The 19,916-nt window shown below is 47.1% G+C and carries 11 protein-coding genes; 2 read left to right on the top strand and 9 right to left on the bottom strand.

Annotated features, from left to right (window positions below):
* Positions 1-27: 27 nt before the first annotated feature.
* Complete coding sequence (locus MKY85_RS04640) at positions 28-2,418, bottom strand: S-layer homology domain-containing protein (RefSeq protein WP_342571919.1); 2,391 nt, start codon at positions 2,416-2,418, stop codon at positions 28-30.
* A 384-nt stretch (positions 2,419-2,802) separates the two neighbouring features.
* Here MKY85_RS04640 and MKY85_RS04635 point away from each other — a divergent pair, with 384 nt between their 5' ends.
* Complete coding sequence (locus tag MKY85_RS04635; protein ID WP_017690511.1) at positions 2,803-3,591, top strand: formate/nitrite transporter family protein; 789 nt, start codon at positions 2,803-2,805, stop codon at positions 3,589-3,591.
* 239 nt (positions 3,592-3,830) lie between these two features.
* Here MKY85_RS04635 and MKY85_RS04630 read toward each other — a convergent pair whose 3' ends face one another.
* From MKY85_RS04630 to MKY85_RS04605, 6 genes are all read right to left on the bottom strand, one after another.
* Complete coding sequence (locus MKY85_RS04630; RefSeq protein ID WP_342571918.1) at positions 3,831-5,399, bottom strand: glycoside hydrolase family 30 beta sandwich domain-containing protein; 1,569 nt, start codon at positions 5,397-5,399, stop codon at positions 3,831-3,833.
* An 82-nt stretch (positions 5,400-5,481) separates the two neighbouring features.
* A complete protein-coding gene (locus tag MKY85_RS04625) occupies positions 5,482-8,193 on the bottom strand; it encodes a glycoside hydrolase family 3 C-terminal domain-containing protein (RefSeq protein WP_342571917.1) in 2,712 nt (903 codons plus the stop codon).
* A 626-nt stretch (positions 8,194-8,819) separates the two neighbouring features.
* Positions 8,820-13,790: a DUF4132 domain-containing protein gene (locus MKY85_RS04620; protein ID WP_342571916.1), complete on the bottom strand. Its 4,971-nt coding sequence runs from the start codon at positions 13,788-13,790 to the stop codon at positions 8,820-8,822.
* Between the two features lie 24 nt (positions 13,791-13,814).
* Complete coding sequence (locus MKY85_RS04615; RefSeq protein ID WP_339258971.1) at positions 13,815-14,240, bottom strand: hypothetical protein; 426 nt, start codon at positions 14,238-14,240, stop codon at positions 13,815-13,817.
* 403 nt (positions 14,241-14,643) lie between these two features.
* Positions 14,644-15,381 carry an SDR family oxidoreductase gene (locus MKY85_RS04610; protein ID WP_339239763.1) on the bottom strand — a complete coding sequence of 246 codons (738 nt, stop codon included), beginning with the start codon at positions 15,379-15,381 and terminating at the stop codon, positions 14,644-14,646.
* A 17-nt stretch (positions 15,382-15,398) separates the two neighbouring features.
* A complete protein-coding gene (locus MKY85_RS04605) occupies positions 15,399-15,683 on the bottom strand; it encodes an Atu4866 domain-containing protein (protein WP_339239761.1) in 285 nt (94 codons plus the stop codon).
* Between the two features lie 162 nt (positions 15,684-15,845).
* On the opposite strand from MKY85_RS04605, the gene MKY85_RS04600 reads away from it, so the two are divergent.
* A complete protein-coding gene (locus tag MKY85_RS04600) occupies positions 15,846-16,778 on the top strand; it encodes an AraC family transcriptional regulator (protein ID WP_339258970.1) in 933 nt (310 codons plus the stop codon).
* Positions 16,779-16,857: 79 nt separating this feature from the next.
* On the opposite strand, the gene MKY85_RS04595 is transcribed toward MKY85_RS04600, so the two are convergent.
* Both MKY85_RS04595 and MKY85_RS04590 read right to left on the bottom strand, forming a co-directional pair.
* Positions 16,858-17,598, bottom strand: a complete 741-nt coding sequence (locus tag MKY85_RS04595; protein WP_339239756.1) for a hypothetical protein — start codon at positions 17,596-17,598, stop codon at positions 16,858-16,860.
* 146 nt (positions 17,599-17,744) lie between these two features.
* Entirely contained in the window at positions 17,745-19,877 is a 2,133-nt protein-coding gene (locus tag MKY85_RS04590) for a molybdopterin oxidoreductase family protein (RefSeq protein ID WP_339258968.1), read from the bottom strand.
* Between the last annotated feature and the right edge of the window lie 39 nt (positions 19,878-19,916).

The raw sequence follows: 19,916 nt of genomic DNA, 5'->3' as shown, positions 1-19,916 counted from the left end.
GTTCTCCTTCATGTGGGATATTCAAAATTAAGGAATCGAAGGTGAGGATGTGTAGTTACCCAGACCGTTGTAATAGTTCTCTCCTTGTTGGATCCATCGTGCTCCTTCATAATTTGCATCACCACGAACATTGCCTGACGTCCTTGTTAAAGATTGCGCAGGCTTCAAGATGGCTGTATCCATAGGTTCCCCATCGTTAATCTGATAGAGTATCAAAGTAATGTCTTGGGGTTGATCAATATCAAAATTAAAAGACACATAATAGATTTCGTCCTCATTGATCGTGAAATCTGTGGAGTCATCGGCAATGACCATTGTTTTATAAGGTGCAATGATAGTTCCAGGAGCAAACGTAATCGGATCGTCTATATCACTACGTTTAATTTCAAACTGACTGAGTTCAATTGGTTTGGACGTTGGATTATACAGTTCGATCGCTTGAGTAGTGCCTTCTCCCCAGACCACCTCGGAAATAAACAGGCTCTTTCCTGCATCCGGGTCCTCCACCTTAACCGTGAATGTGGTCTCAGCGTCTTTACCAGCGGGATCAGTAGCCTTGACGCTAACGGTGGCAGAACCTTTAACGTTCTTGAGATCTAAAGTCAATATATCTCCTTGTACACTCACTTCTACCACAGCGGGATCAGAAGATTGCGCTGAATACGATAGAATGTCGCCATCCATATCAGCGAACACATCAGCCAAATCAACTGTCTTACTCACGGTACCCAATTCAACCGTAACAGTTGGCAGTGTTTTTACCACTTCAGGAGCATGGTTGATTGGTGGTTGTGGGATGATGATAGGCGGTAAAGGCGGGAATGGTGGTGGAACAAAGGCCGGTTTCACCAAATAAATGAATGTAGCCGATACACTTCCTCCTTTTCCATCTGCAGCTTTCACCGTAACCGTGGTTTGCCCTATAGCAACGTCCACAATTTTTAATTTTGAACCCTGAATATTCGCAGTAGCGATATTATGATCGATTTCGGTAATTTCATAGTTTAGCTCATCCTCATCTGGATCAGTAAATACAGCTCCAAGATCAACCTCTTGCATGCCTTGTCCGAAAAACACCATCATGTCAGAGATGTTAGACTGAACAACAGGCGGTTTATTCTGAGGAGACGGAGGTACAATAACCGGCGGCTCAGGTTCTGGAGTCGGAGTCGGTGTAGGAGTTGTTGGTGTCGCTGATCCTGAGCCAGAATTGGAGTTGTTTGCCACGGTATTGCTGGATGGTGCGGTTAGTGGTGGTGCACTACGAATGATCTGTGAGGTTACACCGCCTTTTGGAAGAATAACTGTATTTGTTTTTACACTTGTCGGTAATTGAATAATGGATTTCACGTCTTTTAACACAATTTCCTTCCACGTTCCACTTCCTAGAACAGTGACTTTGTCAGTCGTATCTACGGTTACCGCATCGATATCTCCATCAATCGTTATCGCACTTACGCCTGGCTTTAATACAACCTTGGACAAGGTATCAGCCTTGAGAGCAACATGATTTGAAGAGACTGTGACCACACCTTGATAGGAGGTACCGACCAAATTTAATTTCACGTAATTTTGTGGCGTGCCTGCTTGGGTGATCTGGATTTCTGATAAGGCAGACAGGTTACGTGTACGTGCATCATAAGTAATTACTGCGTTCTGCAATGCTTCTTTGTTCTCGTCATTCAAAATTCTTTGCAATGCCTGACTAATCACAAATGGACGTCCATCCACATAAGCAATATCTCCGTCCAGTGCAGTCAAAGAGGCTGTCCGCTCACCCGTCTGGAAAACATCAACGAGAACTTTTGCTATATCTTGCCGCTCCACCAAAGCCTTGGATTCGAATTTCCCCTCATTGGAATCCAATAACCCCAGTTTCAACGCCGTATGTACCTGTTCTTTAGCCCAACCACTTATCGTAGATTCATCTGCAAGCGTCTGCTGTTGGCCTCCCTTTGCTCCTTGTGTTCCTGTAACTCTTACCAAAATGGAAGCAAGCTCTTCACGACGAATCGGATCGTTAGCACGGAAATTACCTGTTGCATCACTGGTCATCCATCCCTCTTGACGAATTGCTTCAATATAAGGAGTGGCCCAATCTGAATGGTTAAGCCCAGTGTTGGAAGTCTTATCAGTCTCTAATTGTGATGCTTTGGCCAACAACACAGCCATTTCTCTCCGAGTCAAAGGCTTATCAGGGTGAAATGATCCATCTGGATAACCCGAGATCAACCCTTTCTCTACTGCTTCCTTTACCGCTTGAAGAGAGGACGATCGTATATCGTTCTGATCTGTAAAAACCGATGATACGGAGACTGTTGCTTCTCCGGTTTGCTCTGCTGCGTTGACAAATTGAGTTCCCCACAGCATGCCTACTACCAGTGAAGTCAGCAACACTTTTTTCCAATCCTGATTCATATTTGTTCCTCCCAATAAAACTTCGTTTTCCGCACAAATTTTATCAAGATACTCTGAACAATTTCTGAACGAAACAACTAGTAAAAAAACCAGATAAAAGAAGATTATATCGATGTAACCCATACAAATTTCACTTAACATGGGGATACATTGTTCTATATAAATTTCAGAATTACGGAACGAGAAAAATATGCAAATAACTATTCAAAAAATGCAAACAATATGAACCCATATTATAAGTTCACATCCAAAATAAACTTTAACTGATTAAAGATATTCTTTCTGAAAAAGCGTGTTACTATCTCAAAAATCGTTATAATAAAAGGAACTTGGTGAGATTTGTAAGTTAATGCAATCATTCAACTTAACTACTGGAGGATAATTATGGAAACGGAAGCTCTACGGAACGTGGAACAACTTGCTCTGAAGAAACACAAGATTTACAAACAAAGCTTAATCAGGTACCTTGCACGCTCCATGCTGGCCAGTATGTTTATCGGATTCGGCGTCATCGTGGCGTTTAAGACAGGTAACTTCTTTTATATGGAGCAGTCCCCGTTTACCTATCCGATGGCAGCCATTACGTTTGGCGCGGCCATCATCCTGATCGCCTACGGTGGGGGTGACCTGTTCACGGGCAATACGTTCTATTACACGTATGCGGCGCTGCGCAAGAAACTGCGCTGGTTCGAAGTGATCAAGCTGTGGATTGCAAGTTATAGCGGTAATCTGATGGGCGCAGCCGTGTTTGCCTTGTTAATCTACCTGACCGGATTGTTCGACTCGTCTCAGGTGAATGGGTTTCTGTTAAGCGTGGTGGAGCACAAGATGGAGGTCCCAACCATGCAGCTCTTTTTCCGGGGAATTTTGTGTAACTGGCTCGTATGTATGGCATTCTTTGTCCCGATGTTCATGAAGGAGAATGGAGCCAAAATGTTTGCCATGATGCTCTTTGTGTTCTGCTTCTTCATCTCGGGATATGAGCACAGCATCGCCAATATGTGTACGTTCGCGATCGCGCTTGTGCTGAATCACCCGGGGACGATCTCATTTGAAGGTGTGCTTCACAACCTGGTGCCCGTGACCTTGGGTAATCTGGTGGGTGGTGTGCTGCTGATGGGCTTTATGTATTATGCGGTGAACAAACCTTTTCTGGATGAAGAGACACATTAATCTCCGGTAAAAAAAAGATCCCCTTCCGGCCCGGTCCATTGACCGAGGCTAACCGGTAAGAGAAACGACAACCCCCCGGCAACCTTCCCATCTCAGGGGAAAGGTTGCCGGGGGGTTTGTCTATGGGCAAGCTTACATTACCCCGCCTGCCTCTTATCATTTATCAGCCTATTCGAAAAAACTCCAAAAGCCTTTTACCATGCCATCCTTTCATCTGCACTCTAATCCCCAAGCTTGAATTAATGCTCTGTCCCCATTTTCGGGTTCCAACGGAAAGTAACTGCCGATTGGGAAGTCAGTACATATCGAAACGTATCTCCATCCATGACTACATCAAAGGAAACATCTGCCTCACCCGTATTAGCTGCAACCAGCACCATCGTTCCATTCGGATTGCGGAAGGCAACGTTCTCGATCTGCCCATGTTCTTGCGTGGAATCCACTCTTACAGCTCCCGGACGCACATAACGGCTGATGTGGCCCAACGCATAATACTCGACATTTCTAGTGATTTCATCACTGTCCGGGTCAATCGTCACAACCCCACGGCAGTTCTCACAGCCCCCGTTCGTGGGACCACCTTGCGGATCGAGTGCAATGTTCCAGAGCAGTATATTCTTCGCCCAGTTGCGAGGTGCACCAATGATGAGATTGGACATCTGCCAGCTCAGATTCTCGCCAAAATCAGGACTCCACTCCCCACCACTACATTCGGTAAAATAAATATTTTTGTCTGGGAAGCGCTCATGCACTTCCGACATGGCAGATGGATCACCTGCATAACAGTGAAAAGCAGATCCATCGATATAGGCAGCAGCCTGCTCATCACCCAGCACCTTGCCGGTATATTCGACCGCCCGATCCCAGTTATGATCATATGCGATGATTCGTGTATCCAGTCCCGCATCCTGTAGTGCCGGGCCGAGATCATCCCGAATGAACATAGCTTGTTCTTCGGCCCCCATACTCATACTCGGATATTTATCCGAGGTGAACTCCGGTTCATTTTGCAACGTGATCCCGTAGATGGGAATGCCCTTCGCCTGATAAGCTTCGATATACTTCACAAAATATCTCGCATAAGCTTCATATACCTTGGGATTGTTATAATCCAGATACCAGCCGTTAGTGGTCTTCTCTTCCCCGTACTTCATCCAAGCCGGGGCCGTCCACGGTGTGCCCAACACTTTAAGATCCGGTTTCAATCCAGCTACACGCTCCAATATATTCACAACATCCTGATCTTTATCGATCGAAAAGTGTTGCATCTCATAATCCGTGCCGGACTCAATATCATCATAGGTATAGCTTGAAGCCTCACCTGATTCACCCACCGAATAATCGGAAGCACCAATCGTATGACGCACCATATCCATGTTTAGCCCTTCCATTGTAAACAGTTCCTTCAGTAGTTGTTCTTGCTTTTCCTCTGGAAGCTGATCAATCAGATGTACCGATGAACCTGTCATCGCTGCACCGAATCCATCCATGGTTTGATACGTCTTATCCGGGTTAATCTGTATGGTGAACTCCGACGAAGAAGTGTCTGACTCCTGCGTTGAAGCGACTGAAGAGCCTGTGTCTGCATCATTCTGATCTGTAATTGGAATAGGCTTTTGTGGTGTAAGCAGATTTTGCTGATCTCCTGTGGTTAACCATACTTCGGCCGCTCTCAGCTTGTCCACAACCGGTGGCGGAGCGGGTTCTTCACTTCGGTTGAAGATAATCCAGACCCCAACACCGAAACAACAAACAGCGATGAACAGGATGATCCATCGTTTGGGATGCTCACGCCAGCCCATGTTCATCACACTTCACTCTCCTTCCATTATGGAAAAAGCCGCGGCCATTAGGCCACGACTCATTTTTGCGATCTCCCTGACTTCACTTTTATTTACCGGACTTGCTTCCGATATTCACACTGCCTGTCAGACGGATATCATCTGATGCACTGCCGACATACACTTGAACTTTACCCTTAGGCATTACCCATTCATGGGATGTTTCATCCCAATAGGACAGTGCACTGCGATCCAGTTGAATGTTCACTTTTTGCTGCTTGCCTGCCTTCAGATCAACCTTTGCCCAACCAGCAAGCTGCTTCTCTGGCGTCTCCACTTTGGTTGGCAGATTGCCGACATAGACCTGTACCACTTCTGCACCGGAAACTTTGCCGGTATTGCGCAGGTTCAGAGACACTTCAACGGTTGCTTTGTCGCCTTTGCCAGTGTTCTTCACATGCAGATTACGATAATTAAAATCGGTATACGACAGTCCGTGTCCAAAGGCGAACGCAGGTGTCATGCCTTCTTTGTCGTATCCTTTGTACCCTACAAAGATACCTTCGGAGTAGTTACCCACCCCATTTACACCCGGGAATTGTTTCGCAGTAGATACCGGGGTCTGGGAATCATCAGATGGGAACGTCACCGGCAATTTACCGGATGGATTCACATCGCCGAATAGCACACGTGCCACGGCATTCCCTTGTTCCTGACCTGCATACCAAGCCTGAACGATGGATGGCACTTCTTTTTGCCAGGAATCCATCTCAACAGCACGACCACTCATTTGTACCACGATCGTTTTTGGATTGGCTGCCGCAACCTTGCGAATAAGCTGCTCCTGATTATTCGGCAGCTCCAGATCCGAACGGTCGACATAACCTTCACTGTCATACGTACGAGTTACCACGACGGCAACATCGGATTTTTTCGCCAGATCAACTGCTTTTTGCATTTTGATATCAACAGCGTCCTCTGGAGCTTCCCAGCCAAAACGAACCTGCGCACCCATATCGTGATTGGACTGTACCGGGAAATCGGTACGATACTCAATCCGAATGTCGTGGGACTCGCCTTCTTTGAACGTAATTTCTTTCTTCGTTGTACTCAGTGTTTCACCTTGATTGTCTACGAGCAACTCATCATCCACATACAGTTTCGCAGAACCGAGACTGGTCAGGGACAGTTTATATTCGCCCGTTTGAGGTGCTGTGATTGCCCCTGTCCAACGAGCTGACATTTTGGCATTGAATTTGGTTGGTGTCACGGGAAGCTTGGAAGATTGTGCGTTAAAACCTTCATAGTTGTAGAATCCAAGATTCATGTTGACCTGATTGTCTGTACGGACCAGAGAAGGGCTACCCTCCATATCTTTATTCGTCCAGTATTCAGCACGCAGACCGTATTCCGCACGATCTGTACCATAGTCTCTTTCACTTTTTTGAGCATCTGCTGGCGATAAAAGAGTGGAAGGTACGGCAGACGGTCCATTAAATGCATCTCCTGCGGAGATTGGATCAGTTCCGGCCGCATATTTTACATCCACACCGTTACCGGCACGGTTACGGATACCTTGCAGTGGACTTACGGTATACGTCGGGTTAACCAGACTGCTACCACCACCAGCAGCTGATGCGTTATCTGCATCCGGTCCGATGACCGCGATGGATTTCACGTCTTTCTTGGAAAGTGGCAGTACATTATCGTTGTTTTGCAAAAGAACCATGCTCTCTTCTGCAATTTCACGCGCTTGTTTGCCGTCTTTCTTGGCATTGATTTGTGTATTCGTTACAGGATTATCGAAAAGCCCTTTATCGAACATCTGAAGCAAAATGCGTCTAACCTTCTCATCAATCGTTTGCTCGCTGACTTCGCCTTTGTTCACGGCTTCCAGCAATTTGTCTCCCCATTTGCCATACGGCTCCCCAGGTGTCTCCAGATCCAGACCCGCATTGGCGGATTTGACAGTGCTGAAGTTTGCACCGTAATCACTCATGACGAACCCTTCGAAGCCAAACTGATCCTTAAGGACATCGGTCAGCATCTCCTTGTTCTCACAAGCGTATGTACCGTTCACCTGGTTAAATGAACACATTGCGGAACCGAGATCCGCTTTTTGAACCATCGCTTGGAACGGACGTGCATAGACTTCCTGAATGGCACGTTCGCTGGCTGTTGCATTGGTGGTGAAACGCTCCGTCTCCTGGTTGTTCAGGATGTAGTGTTTCGCTGTAGCGATAACCGGATTGCTTTGAATCCCGTTTACATACGCTGCACCCATACCGGAAGCCAGCAATGGATCTTCACCGAGCGATTCAAAGTTCCGGGAACCCCATGGTGTACGTGCAATATCCAGCCCAGGGCCGAGAACTACATTATGTGTTGTATCATGTGCTTCCTGACCGATCAGATCACCATATTTCTTGGCAAGATTAGTGTCCCAGGAAGCAGCTAGCGCAATTGGTGCAGGCAGTGCCGTAGACTTTTTGTCCTGCACATCCGGGTTGGCCACACGTACCCCTGCAGGTCCATCTGCCATCTGTAATGCCGGAATGCCGAGGCGCTCCAATCCATCATTATAGAAACCATAATAGTTATTTACTTTACCAGTTACGAATCCAACTTTCTCCTCCAGCGTCATCTCCTTGAGCAACAGCTCGGTGCGTTCCTTCGCAGATAAGGATTTGTTCATCCAAGGCCGATCAGCCCCGAATTCCGCCTCCGCGGCGAAGGCATGCAGCGGCATAGCCGCAACCGCCACGATGATTAATAGCATAAACCATCGTTTGAGGAAAATTAGATTGAGTCTTCTGTTCATGTTGTAAGTTCTCCCTCTCTCTTGATCATTTTTCTTGTGCACATATTGAATACATGTATACAAGGGAATGCAAACTGGCTTGATCCCAGTCTTTCAAGCATTCAGGTCGTCCTGCACATGGCTTCGGAAACTGCAGCCTGCAAGCAAGACAGCAGATTTCGCTTCCTAACGATAGCCGACATGATCATGAATTACACCCCCTTAAATTTGGTAAATAACAGATTATACCGAGCCTAGTCCTTTGGAATCATCTCACTTTAAATTCAGATAACATAACAAGAAAGCGAATTATTTACAGTTCCGTAACTATTTCCGAACCAATTCTCTACTTTTAAAAACAGTCGGTTCGACCCACTCCTCACCAACCAATTAATACAATTAATTAACATATTAAGGAATATGTTGAGATACTCTGGGTCCCAGGTCTATTTGTAACCGGAACCAATCCGGCCCATTGATTTATCCAAAAATATAAAAGCAACTGAAGTCCCTTTTATCAGGTTCCTCAGCCGCTTTATGTTGAAGTCTCTCCCGCTTGTTCACGAGATTCGGAGATACATTGAAAATCGGGGTAACAAATAAAAAAAACCGCCCCACAGGGCGGTTCACTTCTAATTCACTAACTTCTAATTCTGTAACTGTGCAAGAATCTGCGGGTCCTTGATCTTCTTATCTTCGGCAAGCAACATCACCTTGGACAGAATCTCGGCCGTTCTCGGATCTTCATCCAGGAATGGCAGGAAGATTCGACCCCGATGCTGACTGTGCACTGGTACGATATGAAGGGCACCTGTGGCTTGTTTGAATACATTGCCACTACCCAGATGAACAGCATACTCACCCAATTTACCATCAATCCGTGCGTAATTCCCGTCCAGACGTACATTTTCGATCTTCAGCAGACGCAACGACTCGTTCACAATGACATGGCGCATCTCGATTGTGGTCAGGCTGGCTTCCGGATCTACACCTCCCACATGTGCAACACTGACCACCAGATCGATGTCACGCATAACTTCCGAGAAGAACGTCAGCGGCACATCTTGCAACGGTACAGGTTTGTAGCTCTTGCGATCGTAGAACTGCACCATCTCCAGTGTTGGCGCCTCAGTATCTGCCGGTGAGAACCAATCCGCCATAGCATAGAGATTCGCAATCAGATTATGCTCGTAGCTTACCTTTTGCAGACCTTCTTCATAACTGACTGTCCATTGGCGTCCTTTGAGCAGAGCTACTGCTTTTTTCGGTTGAATCTGATACCCGGCATATCGGCGGGACACCGTACCATTAGCCAATTCGTCCTCGTTAGGAAGATATAATTCACGAAATACCTGCTTGAACGGTTGACGGTCCTGGCGGGTGAACAGATCCCGTTGGAATTCACTCCAGCTTCCGCTCTGATACAGATGAAGCGGATGAGCAATCAACAGTTGATCCTGTTCCGCTAGGACATGGATCGTACCCTCTGGTCCTGGAGCAACCAGACCACTGGACGAACCATCGAATCTTCCCATCTTGTCACCTGACTGGAATACAAGCGTTCTTACCAGCGGATGTATAACCGGATTTTGCATCAGACTGGCAATTTCCTGACGTGTAAAGGATGTTCCAGCCGTCATCGAACGCTCCAGCTCCTGTCTTGCCCGACGATACTGATCCACCAGATCCGATTTGAGCTCTTTCAGTTCAGCGATATATCCATCTTTTTTGAACCGGGCAGGTACAGATTTGAGTGTCTTGCCTTTGCTAACGATAACCATCTCGGGCTGGCCTTCCTCATCAATGACCAATTGTGCTGTCGTGTCAGCATCCAATGCATGTGGCTCAAAGAAAGTCTTCATTTCATCGAGCTTACGTGCTTCCATGTCCCACATCAGCCGCGTAACATCGGCATAGCCAGCATTACGAGCAAGGTTACCCAGTGCAATCTGTGATGCTACACCTTCACTTGCGCGGCGTTGTGCGCCGAATTGCTTGCTCTGCGTCAGGAATTTCTGAATGAAGTCGTAACGCTCACGCAGGTCCTGTTCACGATTTACGGCGAATGGAATCAGACTGTAAGTTAATAAATGATCTTTGTTTCGCTTGTCTGACACGGAATCACGCATATCCTCCAGCCGAAGCTTGCCCAGTGCAGCATCCGCGAACAATTGAGATCTGCGATGGTTGGCTCCCCCGGAAATATACTTGGCACAATCGTATAAGAGATTGAACCGTTCCTCCCCGACAGCAGCATAAGCTTCTTCAAACCAAGCGATATCAAACGCACCTTCATTAAAGTCCTGTGGTGAGATTGGAGAATAGTGGGCCACGATGGTTTCTTTCTCCGCAGTAAAGCGTTCATTGATATGAGCATGGAAGTACCATGCCGCACTGCGAAGACCTTCCCATCCCAGATGTTTTGCAACAATCTCCATCCACTGTGGCGCGTACATGGCTGCTTCCAGCAATTTTTTCTCTTTAATCGGGTATTTCTGGAGCAACTCTCCGAGTTGTTTCTCATCTTCTCCATCCCGTGGATGACAATTCTGAATCAGATAGCTGAACGTCTCTTTGCGTGTTGTGTTGTCCCCATAACTGTAGATATATCCACGAACAAAGGTATCCTGATCCATCGCAGAGACTAGATGTACCCAGTGTTCCATGCCTTCAATTCGTTCCAGTTTCATGGCAAGTGTACTTACTTCTGTAGAGAGTTCTCCCCGGGTCAGCTCGATTTCCAGAATCCGATTAACGACCGTATCCCGTAAGTGAATCAGCTTCGGGTCACTTGCGATCTCTTCCGTACGAGTGGATGTTAAGTTCCGAATAAACATCAGACGATTCCCACCGACCAGAACCTGTCTATATATCTCCTGTTCGTCAATCAGGTTTAACTGGTACGCACGGAGGAAATCTTCAAGTGACAGTAAAGACAGCGGCTCACTACGCTCTACAAGACTGGTGAACTGGTAAGCCGTCTGGAAGAAACGTTTGAAGCTGTTATCGTCATGGATTTTGCCACGAACCACATAATTCCAGGGTGCAGTCAGAATATGAAGCATGCCTGACTCCTTCTCGAGTCGATCAGCAGGCATACTCGCAATAATAGAGGCCCAGGTTTTCTCGGCTATCTCAAACGTGTCGATCGGATCGCTATCCAGAAATGCCGCCGATATAAGCGCCACTACCTGATCCTTATACGGTAACGAATTCAGCATCTGCTGCAGTTTTTCGATATCCTCCAGCGGATAGATTTGTTCAGCAAACGTCTTGCGCCAGCCTTCCAGTAACGGAATCTTTTGCAGTTCTTCGTAGTCATACTGATCATGGAAGTAACTGTAATGGTCGCTCAATTTGCCATTGAAATCCCGGAGCTGTATAACCATATACAACTGCATTAACTCCATACTGCTAAACTCGCCATGTTGAATATAGTTCTCCCATACCTCATGAAGCGGAAACTGCTGCATATGCTTCATTTCATTGCGCTCTCCATACGGAACCTTGGAGCGAAGACTCGCTCCAACTAACAATGTTTCTTTATAGCCAGCGTAGTACTCCACTTCATACTCATAATCCCTGTGTTCATGCACCAATTCATTGAGACCCTCCAGAAAAGGTCTGGTCTTATCCAGAGAGAGCGTGAAGATGTCCTTCGGAGTAACGTCCTTGAGATCACGCATCTCATCCAGCAATGGCTCACGTCGCTTCGGATCAAATAAACCAAATCCATTGGAGGCTGTGTAACGACTCCCCTGATCGGTCAGCTTATCCAGCAGTTTCTGTTCCTTGGCAGTTGGTGTCTCAATAAGCTGCGCCAATGGCTGTAATGCCTCCTGCTGATCTGCCCGCTCCGGATCTGCCGCAATCTCGGTCAACAATTCGAGTGCGCCCAGACGCTGCAACTCACTCTTAGCCTGCAAAAGTCGCTTCAGTGAGACCGTCAATTGGTCTATAGGTTGCAGTAATAATACATGGATGACCTTCTGACGAAGTGAGCCTGTCTTGAGCTTCATCAGTGCCTCCATCTGTTCCATCTCTTCAACTGTCAACGTGAGCAGCTTCGCCTTGGCGAGTGCACTCTCCCGGTTACTCATACTTTTATCAGACAGACTCTCAAACACAAACTGTCTTTGCACCTCATTCTCAGGATGCTGAACAAACTGGGATAACAGTTCTCCACGCAGTTCCGGGCTTAGGCGGTCCTTGATTGCAATGACTTCGCCGATCCATTCCGGGTCCATATCATAAGCGGCCAGATATAACATTTTTTTGACTACATCATCCATATCAATCCGGTAGTGAACATACTCAAGTACACCCGATGGTCCGCCTGACCCGCCTTTTGGAATGACACCCAGCATCTGTTTGAATCGTTCAAAGTCCTGACGCCGCAAGGCCTTATCTTCAAGAGCCTGCAATGGCCACACGTAAACGCTACGCTGATTCTCACCATTCTCGAAACTCCAGTTATACATATACATGGCGTCATAGTTGGTCACAATCCAGTGCATTAACTCGGTATCCTGCGCTTCCAAATACCGACGTGCAATGTCCAATCGAAGCTCTCGGTTCTGGCTGTTAGCCAGTACATATTGGGCAACGATCTTCTGATATAATTGGCCTTGATCCATAATCTCGATGATCTTGCTCTTCAAATCATTCTCTTCGATGACTGCTGTCGCCCACAGGCTGATAAAGAGTTTGTTCGCGTTCGCTTCCTGCTGCCAGGCTTCTCGTACCTCTGGTTGTACCAGCGCCTCATGAGCCTGTTCAATGAGCTGTGCAGCAACTCGCTGATTGGCTGCTTCTATGCCGATCCCCGTCCAGACAGCGAGCGCTCTTACCACAGAACTGAAACGAATCAGGTTGTTGTCGATAATGATTTTTAATATGTAAATATAGGCTTCCAGTGTTCCTTCATCCATCCGCTCCACAATGCTTTGGCGCAGACCTTCCTGCAACCGTGCTGCAACCAGCAGCTCACCTACCATCTGATAGGCTTCCACCTGATCGCTCATGAATATGCCCTTTATCATTTCATGGGTTAACAGTGCATTCTGATTGTCACCATATATAATATCGTGCAGCGCCTGCTTCATACCTCCGCCCTGATGATCCAGTTCATACGCGATACAATCCGCCAGGACCCAACGGATCTCATGCAGATAATCCAGCTTGTACTCACGAAGTGACACATATTCTTCCAGAGAAAAATTATTCATTTCCATCCGGAACAACCCCATCAGTTTACGGATGACCTGTGCTACATGCTGCCCCGGATCGGATGTGCGGAAGGGCCTGCGTTCATAGTTGTTACTGTATGGGAAACGGGTCGCACGCTCTGCAATATAACGGAATCGTGCAACCAATGACTCACTCGCCAGATGCTGGAGCACATCCAATAGTGGCTGGAATAATGGCTTCTGTGTCTCTGCAGCCAGCCTTTCAAGCAACTTTTCTGTATTCAAAAACATCTTTTCGTCTCCACGCAAATACGTAGACCCGGCGATCTCCACAACATAACCTGCCAACTCAAGCTGTACCCCTGTTAACGACTTGGCTCTTTCCTGCAATTCATCCATATACACCTGCACTTGATCTTCCTGATTCATCCTGTTCTCCTCCTTCATCACTCTCTACCACAGACGTCCGGCAAGCATTGTAAATCGGATAAACACCACGTTGTCGCCGTCTTGTATCAAAATTGACTTGTCCAGTTCCTGCAATTCTTCATCGTTGAGAAACACTTTGTACAATCCATCCTCATAGGCAGTTATAGCTGTCTCCATCGCGCCATTCAGATCAGGAACACCCTCATTGTATACTGCGCCAAACCCGACTTTCCCCGCCGCTCCCTGCGATTCAATATCATCCGGCATCAGGTAGGCGAGCAATTCCGCCTGTTGCTTCTTGTCCTGAAGAGCTTTTACTTGCAGAGCCACCATATTTTCAATGAGCTGCCTTAGCGTATGAGTTGTTTCCGGAAGTTCAGCAGCTTGCTTGGCAAGTACCGGCTTGCGCTTACCCAGACTTTTTACCGTTATCCATATGTTCACTGTCATGCCCCCTCTGTCCTGCCCTATTTGAAGAAGCTTCCATAAGCCCCGATATCTATACCACGATGCGTAATAACCTAAACTCACAATGACGATCTATCCCAAAATAAAATTAAAAATACGTACATATGTACCCCTAATGAACATCATAACTAAAATTCAATCCATATTCATGAGCCAATCCTCATGTTTACGTGGAACCACGGAACTATGAACTACTTGCGTAGATATACGCAAAATCAGCTAATACACTCTTTCTGGATTGCCCCCATGTTAAATTCTTCTATCTTACTGTTGATAGCATTAGTGGTTGGTCACCCTGAGATATGAACCAAGTTGTTTATAAGGTACAAAAAGACGCCCCAACCGTATATATGGTAGGGGCGTCTTCGGAATCTTACAGCGAGGTTTAAACTAAGCTTGCAGTGGGTCTTACCACAATTTCATTCACATCCACCTCAGCCGGCTGGTTGATCGCATATAGTATGCTTTGAGCGATAGCCGTAGCTGGAATGGATATGCTCCGATAATCTTTCATAAACTCCCGTGCTCCATGATCAGAGATGGATTCGGCAAGTTCGGATTCAGTCACACCTGGCGATACAAGGGTCACGCGGATATCTGAGCCTACCTCCTGTCGCAGACCCTCCGAGATCGCCCGGACAGCGTACTTGGTTGCACAATATACTGCGGCTGTTGGTGTCACGGCATAAGCTCCAATGGAAGCGATATTAACAAACTGCCCGAAACCCTGTTCTTTCATAACGGGCAGCCCAGCTGCAATACCGTGTAGAACACCCCGAATATTAACATCAATCATACGATTCCACTCGTCCACTTTTAGTGCTTCAAGGGTTGATAGTGGCATGACCCCGGCATTATTAACTATCACATCCAAACGTCCATAACGACTGAGCGCAAGCTCTACGATCGTTTGCATGTCTTCCAGCTGTGTAACATCAAGGGCATGATATTCTACTGAACCACCTTCCGAGCGAATGGCGGAAGCCAGCACCTCTAGGCGATCCACTCGTCTTGCACCAATAACAACATGTGCTCCCTGCTCTGCTAACAGACGCGCTGTTGCCTCCCCAATTCCGCTGCTTGCACCCGTGATTACAACGACTTTCCCTTTTACATTAAACATATCGACTTCTCTCCCTATTAGGTATTTGATTGTGCATCTTCTCTGTACAGAACCATGCCTGCATGATAAAGCACGCCTTCCTTAAAGTCTCCATCCGCAGTAAAGCCAGTATCATCCACATATTCAATATGATCTCCTTCGACTACATATCGACCTTGGTACGCACTTTGCCTATCTCCCCGTGATTCGTCATAACGACCGGAAGGAAGCAGTTCATGTCGGATGTACCCGTCCTTCGTCACCCACATTCCTACATACGGGTGCTCCAATTCTGGTCTGTCTTCTGATCTATTACCTGCCATATTTCCACGTCACTCCTTTCTGTTGCCAACAGATTCAATTGCTTAATTTCATTATGTAGTCGATCAGTCTCTGTACGATAGAAGAATCCCACAGTATTCTTGCCTATTCGTCCAACGCATTTTAAAATGGTTATGAGTATCAGGAAAGGGGGCCTGCAATCCATGCTATCCAAAACGGAACAGGGTACAGCTATTATTGAGCAGCAACAGGAATTGGCCCGCTTAATCGGTCGTTTCGCCCACGATGACGGGATTCATCTAACAGCAATTCCTTCGCTTGCTTTGATCCGTGCTTCCCAGGTTTCAGAGCCCATTCATACCGTGCACGAACCCGCCTTGTGCATTGTGGCCCAAGGTTCCAAACTGGTTATTCTCGGACAAGAGAGCTATACCTATGACTCTTCACAGTATCTGGTCGCTTCCATAAACTTGCCTATTTCAGGACAAGTGGTACAGGCAACGACAGAACACCCTTATCTCTGCTTACGACTTGATTTTGATTCGGGGCAGGTTTTTGATCTTGTTCAAGATTCTCCTTCCGCACACACCAAATCCAACAACTCAACACGTCGTGGGTTGTTTGTAAGCTCAAACAAACCTCCGCTTCTGGAAGCCGTAATCCGATTGGTCAGATTGCTGGATACACCTGAAGATATACCTGCACTTGCACCTCTTATGACTCGTGAGATTCTATATCGCCTGATTCAGGATGAACACGGACATTCCATCAGGCAGTTTGCAGTCCAAAACAGTCATGCACAGCATATCGCCCAAGTCATTGAAGTCATTCACTCCGAATACGCCCATCCACTGCGAATCGAGCAATTGGCTTCCATGATTAACATGAGTACGTCCTCATTGCATTATCATTTCAAAGCCGTTACCGCCATGAGCCCACTGCAATATCAAAAACAGATTCGATTGCAGGAGGCCCGGCGAATGTTACTTGCAGGTTCAACCGATGCGGCCGATGCGGCATTCCAGGTTGGGTACGAGAGTCCTTCCCAGTTCAGTCGGGAGTACGCCCGCATGTATGGCCTTCCTCCTAAAAGTGATATCAAGCGCCTTCGCCATACACTCCAGATCGAGGGCTAAATTCAAGGAAAAAGCCAGCTCTCAACAAATATGAGGGCTGGCTTTCTTGTAATTGTAATTGCTGATGAAATAGAAAATCTTAGGACCCTCCAAGCACCTTATCTTCAATGACCGGCGCCGGTATTTCTCTAATCTCAATCGATTCTTCCGGAGCAAAGCTCTGGATCTTCATCGGGATAGAATCCAAATGCTTGTACTCTTCGGTCTTGGTTGGTCTGGTTACAATTTCACCGTTTTTGTCTTTCTGATAAATCACACGTTGCGTCGGTAAACCCGTATTTACATCAATGGTCACCACTTCCTTGTGGAGTGCGTCTTCAGAAACAGCCTTTTGCTCGTTACGCTCTGTAGCAGAACGGGAGTGTGTTCCCGCAGTTTCCAGTACGGTCCAATCCTGACCTTGTAATTCTTCTTTAGCATTTTCCAACAGCGAGTTCTGTAGCAACTTCTCATTTTCAGCAGCTATGTTGTCCGGCATGGTCCAAGTGTTCCCAACCAATTTTCCCGTCTCAAAATCTCGACCATACGAAGTGATTTTCTTACCACCATCTTCAATAATCATTTTGTAATGAAGCTGGTTATCACGGTATTCCTCAGTGACTTCTGTCAAATTCACACGGTCCCGATAGCGAACGATATATGATCCGTCTTCAAACGATTCCTTAATATAATCCACCTTACCCTGGGTCGCCTTAAGTGCTGCTGCTTCAACATCGCTTTGAGCACTAACTATAGACGGCTTGTTCAAGTACATGTAGCCACATACAGATGCAGCTACCAGTGGTAGGGTGAGTAGTGAAACCAATGTTTTCTTTTTCAAAGGTTTGACCACCTCTTATTTAGTCAGTATATATTCTTAACGCTTTATTCTGCTTTTAAGTTCCAGTCATTTACATATCCGTTCTCGAAGTTAGCATTAGAGCAGCTTATGATGCCTGGAAACCTGTATGCTGAAACCTGTATGGATTATTTGGCTAATCGCAATGGTCGAATGGTTACTGCCGCCGTCTTGAATCCGGGCATACGGCAGAACGGGTCCAGTTCCGGTCGGGTTGCCCGATTCACATTTTGAACACCACCCCAATGCATCGGCACAAACAAGGTATCCTCCCGAATGGAATCCTTGATGCGCGAACGAACCGTGAAACTTCCGTACTCCGATTGTATCTCTACCCACTCTCCATCGTGAATACGATGACGGGCAGCGGTAACCGGATGAAGCTCAACGAAGTTCTCCAATTCACGAGCTGCAAGTGCCGGACTGCGATGCGTCTGCACCCCTGTAAGATAATGAGGGAGCACACGTCCGTTGGTAAGAATTAAGGGGAATTCCGGTGATATATCATTCCATCCCAGGCTTGACTCACATGTGAATGCCGCTTTGCCATCGGGATGTGCGAATCGATCACCGAATAACAGGCCTTCTCCTTGCTCTTCAAGGGAAGAACACGGCCAGTATACCCCTTTCTCGTTACGCAAACGCTCATAGGTAATGCCATAGTAATCAGCCACTCCACCACGGCTCGCCAACCGAAGCTCATTAAAGATATCCTCAGCAGTTTCATATTCAAAGTAAGAAACTTTACCCAATTGCGCGGCAATCCGGCATAATATCTCCCAATCATTGAGCGTTTCGCCCGGCGCAGGCCGCCCCTGTTCACGGAGCAGAACACGCCCCTCCAGATTGGTCAGTGTACCTTCATTCTCCATATAAGAGGTAACCGGAAGAACCAGATCCGCCATTCGTGCAGTCTCGGACAGAAACATATCTGCCACGATTAGAAAATCCAGCTTACGCAAACCTTCTTCCACCAAACGCACATTAGGATTGGATACAACCGGATTGGAGCCCATCACAAGCAAAGCCCGAATCTCCTGGTCATGAACTTTCTCCATCATCTCGTAGGCCGAGACTCCTTTACCCGGTAAACTTGCAGGGTCCACGCCCCAGATCGATGCCACATAGGCACGATCAGCTTCATTTTCAATCGATCGATAGCCCGGCAGCTGGTCAGCCTTCTGCCCATGCTCCCGTCCACCCTGCCCGTTTCCCTGACCTGTGATCGCACCATATCCACAGCCTTCTCGGCCAATTTTGCCAGTCGCTAACACCAGGTTGAGAAAGTGTCTGACAGCCATATGTCCATCCGTCTGTTGCTCAACGCCACGTGCTGTCATGATCATGCCTGTCTCTGCCTCACCATAGGCCAGTGCAGCCTGACGAATCAGGGCCAGATCGACTCCACATGCTAGTGCCGACTGTTCGAGTTGGAGATCAGCCAACCCTTGTATCAATTGCTCGTATCCATGCGTTCGTTCTCCTATAAAATGAGGATCCACCAATCCGGCATCGATCAATATTTTTAACATGGTATCCGCCAACAAGGCATCCGTTCCGGGCTTTACCTGCAAGTGAAGATCGGCAATCGCAGCGGTTGCCGTCTTACGGGGATCGATAACGATGAGAAAGGCCCCATTCTCCTTCGCCTGATTAAAGTACGGCAAGAGTGTAGGTTGGCATTCTGCGATATTGGTTCCGGCAAGTATAATACAGCCCGCTTTCGGTATATCGGACAGGCGGAACGTTAGTCCTCGGTCCATTCCAAATACTTTACTTCCGGCCGAGGCGGCAGCTGACATACAGAATCGTCCATTATAGTCGATATATTTCGTCCCCAAAACTACCCTGGCGAACTTGCCGAGCAGATAGGCTGTCTCATTTGTTAAAGATCCGCCTCCGTATACTCCAACCGTATCTGCTCCGTATGAATCTTTCAAGTTCTGAAACCGCTGTGCGATAGTCTGAACAGCCTCCTCCCAGGAACAGGGTTCAAGCTCACCATTGCGACGAATCAGCGGATGCATTAATCGTTGACCACTGAGCGCATGCTGATGAGCATTCATACCCTTCACACACAGCCTGCCCTGAGAAGCTTCATTCGGAACGCCTTGGACCGTATATTCCGCTCGGCTCTGACCTGCAACAGGTGCGGCCAGTTCTTCAACTGTCATCTTGCATTGCACACTGCAATATGGACACTGTGTTTCTTTTACATACAGCTTGGATACCGCCATTTCCGAAGTTATCGATAATTCCATTTTCCCATCCCTGCCTTTCAGCTGTAATACTGATCCGTT

It is taken from the genome of Paenibacillus sp. FSL R5-0749 (assembly GCF_038595085.1).
Lineage (GTDB): Bacteria > Bacillota > Bacilli > Paenibacillales > Paenibacillaceae > Paenibacillus.
Note: the sequence above shows the minus strand (reverse complement) of the source record. Positions and strands in the feature narration are given on the sequence as shown.

Coding starts and splice junctions, on each gene's coding strand:
- MKY85_RS04640 (WP_342571919.1), bottom strand. CDS start 2,418: ATGAATCAGGATTGGAAAAAAGTGTTGCTGACTTCACTGGTAGTAGGC.
- MKY85_RS04635 (WP_017690511.1), top strand. CDS start 2,803: ATGGAAACGGAAGCTCTACGGAACGTGGAACAACTTGCTCTGAAGAAA.
- MKY85_RS04630 (WP_342571918.1), bottom strand. CDS start 5,399: ATGAACATGGGCTGGCGTGAGCATCCCAAACGATGGATCATCCTGTTC.
- MKY85_RS04625 (WP_342571917.1), bottom strand. CDS start 8,193: ATGAACAGAAGACTCAATCTAATTTTCCTCAAACGATGGTTTATGCTA.
- MKY85_RS04620 (WP_342571916.1), bottom strand. CDS start 13,790: ATGAATCAGGAAGATCAAGTGCAGGTGTATATGGATGAATTGCAGGAA.
- MKY85_RS04615 (WP_339258971.1), bottom strand. CDS start 14,240: ATGACAGTGAACATATGGATAACGGTAAAAAGTCTGGGTAAGCGCAAG.
- MKY85_RS04610 (WP_339239763.1), bottom strand. CDS start 15,381: ATGTTTAATGTAAAAGGGAAAGTCGTTGTAATCACGGGTGCAAGCAGC.
- MKY85_RS04605 (WP_339239761.1), bottom strand. CDS start 15,683: ATGGCAGGTAATAGATCAGAAGACAGACCAGAATTGGAGCACCCGTAT.
- MKY85_RS04600 (WP_339258970.1), top strand. CDS start 15,846: ATGCTATCCAAAACGGAACAGGGTACAGCTATTATTGAGCAGCAACAG.
- MKY85_RS04590 (WP_339258968.1), bottom strand. CDS start 19,877: ATGGAATTATCGATAACTTCGGAAATGGCGGTATCCAAGCTGTATGTA.